Consider the following 586-nt stretch of genomic DNA (forward strand, 5'->3'; position numbering starts at 1 on the left):
GATCGGGATCGAGGCCAGCCCCTCGACGGATTCGGATATCTCGAATGTGGCACATCCAACCGTTGCTTCCGTCGGACCAAAATGATTGATCAGACGCACGCTCGGAAAACGCTCTTGCCAAAACTGCATGTCTGCCGGAATTAAGGCCTCGCCCCCAACCATGAGCACTCTTGTCGGAGCCGATCCTTTGTTGGCTTCGAGCCGTTTGTTCAGCATGCTTAGATGCGAAGGCGTCAGCTTGATCAGATCATAGGTCTGGCCATCCTCGACAGCAGCAAGCCAATCTATTGGGACAGTCTGGTTTAGAATGCGGAGCTTGGTACCGGCCAGCAAAGGCCCAAACAAGGTCGTAATGCTGCCGTCAAAGCTAAACGACAGCAGCATCAGCGAGCCGTTCCCAGCTCGTTCGCAATGGCGGCGATCCGACCAATGCAAATAGTTCACCAGTCCGCGATGCTCGACCATGACGCCCTTTGGGGTTCCGGTTGAGCCTGAGGTGTAGATGATGTAGGCGAGATGGCGCGAGGTGAGGCCGAGGGCGCGCGGCTCGGGATCAGAGACAGGCAGCGCGGCCCAGGGCGGGGTC

General features: G+C 57.8%; 1 protein-coding gene. It reads right to left on the reverse strand.

Features of this window, described 5'->3' with window-relative positions:
• Positions 1–586 (reverse strand): AMP-binding protein (locus tag KIP88_RS45995; RefSeq protein WP_214494649.1); only part of this gene is annotated, 586 nt, incomplete at both ends.

Source organism: Bradyrhizobium sp. SRL28 (assembly GCF_018596315.1).
Taxonomy (GTDB): domain Bacteria; phylum Pseudomonadota; class Alphaproteobacteria; order Rhizobiales; family Xanthobacteraceae; genus Bradyrhizobium.